General features: G+C 46.9%; 7 protein-coding genes and 1 pseudogene. 2 read left to right on the top strand and 6 right to left on the bottom strand.

Translation table 11 applies throughout. The annotated features are described in order from the left end of the window. A partial coding sequence (locus WBV27_RS09830) for a fibronectin type III domain-containing protein (protein ID WP_424201620.1) occupies window positions 1-402 on the bottom strand: 402 nt, incomplete at its 3' end. 160 nt (window positions 403-562) lie between these two features. Next, entirely contained in the window at window positions 563-1900 is a 1338-nt protein-coding gene (gene mgtE, locus WBV27_RS09825; RefSeq protein WP_424201618.1) for a magnesium transporter, read from the bottom strand. Between the two features lie 402 nt (window positions 1901-2302). On the opposite strand from mgtE, the gene WBV27_RS09820 reads away from it, so the two are divergent. Next, the gene (locus WBV27_RS09820) at window positions 2303-2644 is read left to right on the top strand and encodes a (4Fe-4S)-binding protein (RefSeq protein ID WP_424201616.1); all 342 of its coding nucleotides are present in this window, start codon (window positions 2303-2305) and stop codon (window positions 2642-2644) included. 93 nt (window positions 2645-2737) lie between these two features. Here WBV27_RS09820 and WBV27_RS09815 read toward each other — a convergent pair whose 3' ends face one another. Further along, a complete protein-coding gene (locus tag WBV27_RS09815; RefSeq protein ID WP_424201614.1) occupies window positions 2738-3952 on the bottom strand; it encodes an MFS transporter in 1215 nt (404 codons plus the stop codon). Window positions 3953-4367: 415 nt separating this feature from the next. Between WBV27_RS09815 and WBV27_RS09810 the strand changes: the two genes are divergently transcribed. Further along, on the top strand, window positions 4368-4937 hold the full coding sequence (locus WBV27_RS09810; protein ID WP_424201612.1) for a histidine phosphatase family protein: 570 nt from the start codon (window positions 4368-4370) through the stop codon (window positions 4935-4937). Window positions 4938-5066: 129 nt separating this feature from the next. Here WBV27_RS09810 and WBV27_RS09805 read toward each other — a convergent pair whose 3' ends face one another. From WBV27_RS09805 to WBV27_RS09795, 3 genes and pseudogenes are all read right to left on the bottom strand, one after another. Beyond that, on the bottom strand, window positions 5067-6512 hold the full coding sequence (locus tag WBV27_RS09805; protein ID WP_424201610.1) for a family 43 glycosylhydrolase: 1446 nt from the start codon (window positions 6510-6512) through the stop codon (window positions 5067-5069). 276 nt (window positions 6513-6788) lie between these two features. Continuing rightward, on the bottom strand, window positions 6789-7724 hold the full coding sequence (locus WBV27_RS09800; protein ID WP_424201608.1) for an alpha/beta hydrolase: 936 nt from the start codon (window positions 7722-7724) through the stop codon (window positions 6789-6791). A 246-nt stretch (window positions 7725-7970) separates the two neighbouring features. Beyond that, a pseudogene (locus tag WBV27_RS09795) lies at window positions 7971-8255 on the bottom strand (glycoside hydrolase family 3 protein); the annotation flags it as partial.

Below are 8255 nucleotides of genomic sequence, written 5' to 3'. Positions count from 1 at the left end.
CGACCAGGCACGGTGGCCGTCCCCGAATCGATAGGAATAAAGCTGGTTCTCCTCCAGTCCAGAGACAGTCGCTTTATGTCTTGAACGGCCGCGCAAAATGTCTTCAACTGTCGCCTCGAACGTCTCGCTCGACAGGACATTCCCCTCTTCATCCAACCTGCTCAACTCCACCACACCCTTTTTGTTCGTATCCTGGGTATGCCAACTGAACGTCCGCTCCGATTCATCCGCACCGGGTGCAAGTGCCACATGGAATACATCCAAAGCATGGGGATCATATTTGGTTGATGCCAACTCTTTGGCTGCGGGATCCCTACTTGGTCCGTTCGCGCAACCAGACGCAGCAGACGCCAAAAGAAGTGCTGTAAAAAGGATTCTCATCCTCCGTTTCCCATCAAGCATGGCCATTCCTCCTTGAAAAGTAAATCAATAACCGCAATCACGCTATTTTGCCGGGAATCCCAAAGGCAACTCCCGGAAAACCTATTCCATCAAAAAATCGGCCAGCTTATAAAGCTCCCATCTCTTTCGGAACTTTTATAAATATCGAAATAAGCCCTTATCACAATAGATACGGCAAAAATATTTTTGCCAAGCTCAAAAAGAGGAAGAACCCGAATACATCGGTCGCCGTGGTCAGGAAAATGGAGGAAGAAATTGCCGGATCCAAATCCCATTTTTTCAAGGCTAAGGGGATCAAGAATCCAAAGAAGCCTGCGATGATGAGATTTCCGATCATGGCTATCAAAATGATTAGCCCTAAAAAGAAATTATCATATCTAAAATAAAGAATGATTCCGGTGATCAATCCGGTCACCGACCCGTTGATCAATCCCAAGCCGACCTCGTTGAAAACATATTTCCAATCGTTTTTTATATCGACTTCCCCCAAGGCGATGCTCCGGATGACCACGGATAACGTCTGCGAGCCGGCATTCCCGCCCATTCCGGTAACGATCGGCATTGCAGCAGCAAGCGCGACCACTTGAATGATGACATCCTCGAACATCCCGACCGTAAAGGAAGCCAGGAAGGCAGTCATCAAATTGATGACCAACCAAGGCAGCCTTCTGACAACAGAAGTGCTGATTTTGTTGCCGACCTTTTCATCTTTGCTTACCCCTGACAGCATCAGCAAGTCTTCTGTTTGTTCTTCGACGATAACGTCGATGATGTCATCGATCGTGATGATGCCGAGGATGACGTTTCGGCGGTTCACGACCGGAATGACTTTCAGATTGTATTTGGAAACGATAAGCGAAACTTCCTCCTGATCGGTTTCCGGGCGGACCGAAAGGACATTGTCGTTCATGATTTCTTCCAAGCTGACATCTTCGGCTGAGGCCAAAATATCCCGCAAGTCGGCTGACCCGATCAATTCATTCGCCCTATCGACGACAAAAATCGTTTCGATGATTTCTGTTTTAGGGCCGATGCGCCGGATTTCCTGCAGCACATCTTTCATGCTGAGCCCGCTTTTCAAAGCGATGTACTTCGTGGTCATGATCCCCCCGGCAGTGTCCGGACCATACCCCAAAAGCATCTGGATCTCATTCGAGTCGCTTTTTTTCATCATTCCCAATATTTCTTTGCGTTGTCCGACACCAATCGTTCCCAGGATATCGGCAATGTCATCGGGCGACATGTAGGCGAAGAACTTGACGATTTTCTTCGAGTCCAACAAGCCGATCATGCCTTGTTGGAGTTCCTCTTCCGCTTCCTCTATGATGGCGGCGATTTCCTTCGCTTCCAACAGATTAAGCAAGGCTGCCAATTCTTCATCTTCAAACTCAAACAGAGCCGTTGCGACATCCACTGGATAGTGATCGCCGACGAGCTCCTTCAATTCTGCAACATTTTTGTTTTCTACTGCATTCAATAACATTTCGTTCAATTCCATGTCCATACCTCCAATTTGATTCATCTTTTTGAAGGCATAACAGACGGATTCAAGACGACAAGTTTCCGGTTTATATTATCTGCGATTGGGCTGAGGATACAAACAGACCTGATGGCTGGCTCCACGCGGAACCATTCAGGCTAAAACCGCGCCTAGGTGGTTTGTCTGCTATACCCTGACTACTATCTGCGTCCATTTGTTCTCACCCCAATCTTTTTGTTCTTTATGCCACACAGGACATCAAAAAGTTCCCTGTTCTCTAAACCCAGTCTACTACTTTTCATCGCCCATGGCCACCTTTGCCCAAAAGAAGTATTCCTTTACGGATTTCATGGCTAAAGTGATATAATGGACACAAATGAATCCGCTGCCAAAAGGCGGTCCGAGAGGGGAGCCATTATTATGAACGAGTCTGAACTATTAGCGCACGGCTATAGAAAATATACAGGAGAAAAGGTCGATGTCTACTTCAATTTAAGCGTCTGCACGTATTCCGGCAACTGCGTGCGGGGGAACAATGCAATCTTCGACACGAAAAGAAAACCTTGGATTTTGGCTGATGCCGATACGCCCGAAGAAGTGGCGCGCGTCATCCATACTTGCCCATCCGGAGCGCTGAAGTACCGCTTGAAAGGATCCGAAGAAATCTTGCCGACCTTTCCGCTCGGAGCGATGAAGCCCAAGCAAACTGAAGACAGCCCTGAGGAAAAAAATGATTGCCCGCCGGAAGAAACTAAAAAATAGCCGACTAACCACGCCTTCTACCAAAAAATCACCCACAAAGGATCTAAAGAATCCTTCGCGGGTGATTTTTTCGTCTTATTTTATTTTTTCGTTCTATTCTGCCGCAGCTATCTGCGCATTTTCCCGCGGTTTCCTCAAGGTCACCACAAACCGGAAGACCGCCAACCCAAGCAGGATCGCAGCTTCGATGTAGAAGATACCGCGTACTGAGGTTACCTGGAACAGCCGCTCCAATACCACGATGCCGTATGGTGAGAAGGCTGCGCCGATATTGAAGCCTACAAGAATGAGTGAAGTCCGGTAAGCCGCATTGCCGGCGGAGGACGTGCTGACCTTATTGAAAAGATAAGGGAGGAACGTCCTGAAGGAAAAGCCACAGACGACCGCTGCGATGCTGGTCTGCAGGACACTGTTCGATGACGCGATCAAAAACATACCTATGCTCATTACAGAGAAGGAAATCGGCAGCGTATAGGTTCGTGTGATGCGGTACACCTTCCCGAAAAGAAAACCGGCTGACATGGCCCCCACCCCAATCAGCGCCAGGATGTTACTGCCATCCGTCGCATCGCCGTAGCCCAGCGTGGTCATCAAGGTCGTCCCTTTCACTGCGATGGACATGTAGATGATGACGGCTATGACCAGCAATACGATGTAACCCAGGAAGTCCCGTTTGCTGAGAGCGGGCTCGCTGTTTTTTGGAACGGCCGATGATTTCATTTCCCCGTCCGCAGGCTTTTCTTTCCCGATTTCGTCATAAGCGACATTCGGGACGAAGAGCAGGAACAGGATGAAGACGGGCAATGCGATCAGATAGACCCAAAAGGAGGTTTGCCAATGCTGCTTCAACAGCTGTCCGACGGCGAAAGTCATAAACATCCCGCTCAAGCCTTCAAACGCGCTCTGGTAACCGATCATGGCCGCCCTTTCGTCGCCTTCGTAAAAATGGCTGATGATTGCGACAAGGAGTGAATTGAACATGCCCACACCGAAACCGAAGAGCGCCCGCGAAACTAAAATGATCCAGAAATTGCCGATCAGTGCCGGAATGATGCCGGAGACGAGAACGATTGCGATTCCGATCAGGATCGTGCGTTTGTAACCCAAATAACGCGCGAACAGATTGCTCATCAATACCGAAATAATGATGAACAGGGATGGAATGGTCGACAGCATTTCCACTGTTTGGAGCGGAACATCCGCGAACGTTTTCGCCATGGCCGGGATATTGGCAGCGATGGCCCCTCCCGACACCACGACTAACGAGGCCGAGAGGATGGACATTTTCAATAGCAGGTCTTTTTTCATATGGATACCGCCTTTCCGCGACAAAGCACCTCGTAGATTTGTAATCGCTAACTTGTTAGGCTAAGCATAACACCTGAAGTGAACTCTAGGTCAAGCGTTTTCGCAAAAATATTTGCACCAGTGAATTTCCGCGCCGAGCGACGGAATCGGTGCGCTCCTCCTGTGAGGGTTCCCCCACCGGAGTACAGCGGTAGCTTGCGGGCTCATCTCCTGCGAGCTTGTCCTCATCGGAGCACAGACTTTAAATATGAGGCGGCCTCCGCTCGCCGGAGGAGAGAACCAGTGCGGCACATCACCTCAGCCACATGTGATGTGAGAGCGCAACGTGTATACGAAGAGACTCCATGTTGACTTGACCCCCGAAGCGAGTAGTATAATTGATATGTATACGCTCAACATACCAGGAGGTCCTCTAATGAAAAAAACTTTATATCTGATGCGCCACGGCCAGACCCTATTCAATGTCCGCAAAAAAATCCAGGGGGCCTGCGATTCGCCTTTGACGGAGCTCGGCATCCAGCAAGCCGGAATCGCCAGTGCCTACTTTGATGAGATCGACCTCGATCACGCTTACTGTTCCACAGCCGAACGCGCCTGCGATACGCTGGAGATCGTGACGAACGAACTGATGCCCTACCAACGCCTGAAAGGCCTGAAGGAAATGCATTTCGGCACCTTCGAAGGCGAAAGCGAAGATCTGAATCCCAAAGACAAAAGTACCTTTTTCGTGCAGTACGGCGGCGAAGCTGGGGAAGATGTGCGCAACCGGATGGTCAAGACCTGCACCGAAATCATGGAACAGGACGACCACCAGACGGTCCTCGCCGTCTCCCACGCCGGCGCCTGCATCCACTTCCTGAGTGCTTGGCAAGATCCCCACGAAGTGATGAAGGACGGCATCACCAACTGCTGCGTCTTCAAGTACGAATACGACTTGGCGGAGAAAACCTTTGCGCTGTTGGGTGTCGAACGGCACGGGTTCTAAATCCCACCTTAGTTATCATACGTTATTGAATAAAAATTAAAGAGGATTGCCAAATTGTTAAAATCTGGCGATCCTCTTTTCTGCCCGTTTCTCATCCCAAAAACCCTATCAAATGATTGCGCCCTTATCTTAGTTGATAGAAAACGACAGAAAATCTACAGCTCCTTCACCTTTATATGTGAAGTATAGTGGTTTTATACCCTCATCTATTTTCAATAGCGCTGTAAAAGTAGCCCAATCAACCGTTTCCGTAAGATTAATTTTTGAAACAATCCCATCTCCAATTCCAGTACTAACAATTAGAACTCCATTGCCCGCTCCTCTAACTGTTACGGAAATATCCTGTACTTGATTAAAATTAAAATATTTAAAACCGGCTATAGCTCCGTCGTTCATGTTAGCTATATATTGATTAGGATTACCTTCTCTATCTTCTCCATCTTGTGTGAAGTATGGATGATACTCTTCTATCACATCACCAAATTCATATCTTTTTGCTCCTTGTTTACTCATAAGATTGCAAGCAATTCTGGCTTCATATTCACCATGCCCATGGAGTGGTCCATTATTTAATCCGGAACTGGTCATTTCTACTTGATTGATACTTCCATCTTTTTCTATTGTGATGGGCTCTGCACAACCTTGCCTCGAAAATTGATGTTTATTTGTTTGCCTATGATAAAAAACATACCATTGTCCATTAATTTCAATAACGCTTCCATGATTATTTGCTGAATAGTTTAAAGCATCTTCATCCGTTCTTCCATTTAAGAAAATATCAGCGTTTGATACAATAGTCCCTCCATATTTAAAGTCCCCAATTGGATTTTTGGATGTAGCATAGCACAGCTCATGTCCGTTTACAGAAGAATATATAAAGTAATAGGTATCATCGATTTTTCTTATAGAGGCTGCTTCAAAAAATTCATGCCCTTCAAAATCGGTGCCTCGTCCATGTGTTTTATCTGGAAAAATAACTTTCGGTCCTTCTTTTATTGTTACCATATCTTTTTCTAACGCTATAACCATTCCACCTTCTACAAGTCTTTCCGGGAACCCAAACCGATCCCAAGGAAAGTTTTCGGGACAGAATCCTGAATACAAATACACACTCCCATCATCATCTACTAAAATCCCCGGATCAAACTGGAACGGATCTCCTTCTTTAGATCCAAGCAATGTTCCGTCAGCATAATGTACATGTCCATAAAATTCATATTTACCGGCAGGCGTGTCACAAACCGCAACAGCCATTACACCAAGAAAATCAAAAGCATAATAAAGGTAATACCTTCCGTCTTGTCCTTTCTGAACATCCGGCGCAAATAACAGTCTGTCGTTTGGATCATCACACATTGCATCTTGTTCTTTACTGTATATAACCCCTTCGTATCTCCATTCACCTAAATCTTTTATATCAGCTGACCAACATACATAATTATTTTGGCAATACGCTGTCCCATTAAACTTATCATGGCTTCCGTAAACATATACTCTATTATCAAATACATAAGGTTCACCATCAGGTACATATTCAAAACTGGGTAAATATGGATTTAAAGCTTGTTTTCTCATAACAATCAACTCCTGAATTTTTAATTAATGTACAATCCTGAATAATTCGTAGCGCGAAAAATTTCATTGCCTTTGCTTTATATATTTTTGGTGAGATGGAGGCTATAAAACAATTTGAACCCCCAAAGCGCGACTGTGCCTTGGGGATTCGGATATACCTTTGTTATAAATTCCGGAAATTCAGTCTGAAGCAGACAACTTGAATAATTTCCAATTCTGAGCAAGCGTTTTTTGTATAGTCAGTGAAACTAAATCACTACAAATTTTTTATACCGCTCAACTCTTCCATCTGGTTTCATCCTGTAGTTCAAAACTGAAGCGTTTCAACAGCCAGGCGTCCGCCAGGTCGATCCACTTGGCGGCATTCTGATCAACCAGCGATTTGGCGTTGGCTGTGGCTTGCGTGGCAAGGCTCAATCCGTGCTGCCCTTCTTCGAATATATGCATCTCGAACGGAATTTTTTTTTCTGACAGCGCCATGCCCATCCGCAGCGTGTGCCCGACCGGGACTAACGCATCTGATGCGGTTGCCCACAAGAACATGGGCGGTGTTTTTTCTGTCACCAACAACGCCGGGCTCACTTCCTTCAATCTGTCATCACTCGAGGATGCTTCCCCCAGCAGCGACATTGCGGAGGCATCGAACAGCAGTGTTGCCATTTCATCTTTTTCGGTTTCTCTCATAAAAATGTAGTCGCTTAACGTATACCCCAGAATCGTGGCAACGGGGCGGAGTTTTTCTTCCGATACTTGATAATGATCGGTCAAAATCGGTTTGTCCCAATATACTGAATACGTCGCGGCATTGTGCGCGCCTGCCGAAAAGCCGCAAAGTGCGATCCGATCCGTATCAACCAGCCACGCTTCGCTGTTTTCGTGGATCGTCAGCATGGCTTTGCCGATGTCCCTAATCGCGGCCGGAAAGACGGTATGCTCGCGCCTTTCGACTCCTCCAAAAATGGATTCGAAAGGTTCGTGCTTATCCAGATACACGGAATAGCGCAGCACGAAGGCATGGTAGCCCATCGCGGCAAACCGCATCGCCACGGGTTCGGCTTCCCGATCGGAACAGGAGAGATAGGCTCCGCCCGGGCAGATCAGCACAGCCGGACGGTTGGCGCCGTCCAACAATTCCGGTGAATCCTGCAGGACATAGGTCGTCAACGTAACGTCTTCCCGTTCCGGATACAATTTTATCGTTTCAACAATCATTTTTTTGCCTCCTTATAAGTTCTAATGCATATCCCACATTGAATTGGTTGCCGCTGGGGGGGCCGAAAAGATGGATATCTTTCTGTTATTCATCTTTTTCAGTCCGTGTTGTCCCATAAAGATGAATACCTTTTTATTATTCATCTTTTTCGGCCCCAAGCACCCTGAAAAGATGGATATCTCACGATTATTCATCTTTCCGGGGCTAATCCAAGCACTAAACTTTATATTATTCTTTGGTCTCTTTTATAAGTTCGTGCCCCAGACACCGCAGAACGGATCGACAGGGTTCTTGCCTTGGAATTCGGACTTGCCGATCAATTTTTCCACGAGGATTTCGTTCACTGTGTCATTCGCCGAATAGCCGTTGATGTAGGTCTTGATCATCGGCGCATCGAACAGATGATAAGGATTCGCCAAGGATACGAACAACGTAGGGACATCCTGGACAAACCAAGGCGCATCGGCCGCCATCATTCGGATCCAATCGATTCGGCGTGTCGTCTGGTTGCTCGCGGTATCGTAATTCGC

Source organism: Trichococcus sp., from assembly GCF_049589555.1.
Taxonomy (GTDB): domain Bacteria; phylum Bacillota; class Bacilli; order Lactobacillales; family Aerococcaceae; genus Trichococcus.
The sequence above is the reverse complement of the archived record's forward strand: the minus strand, read 5'-3'. Positions and strand labels throughout refer to the sequence as shown.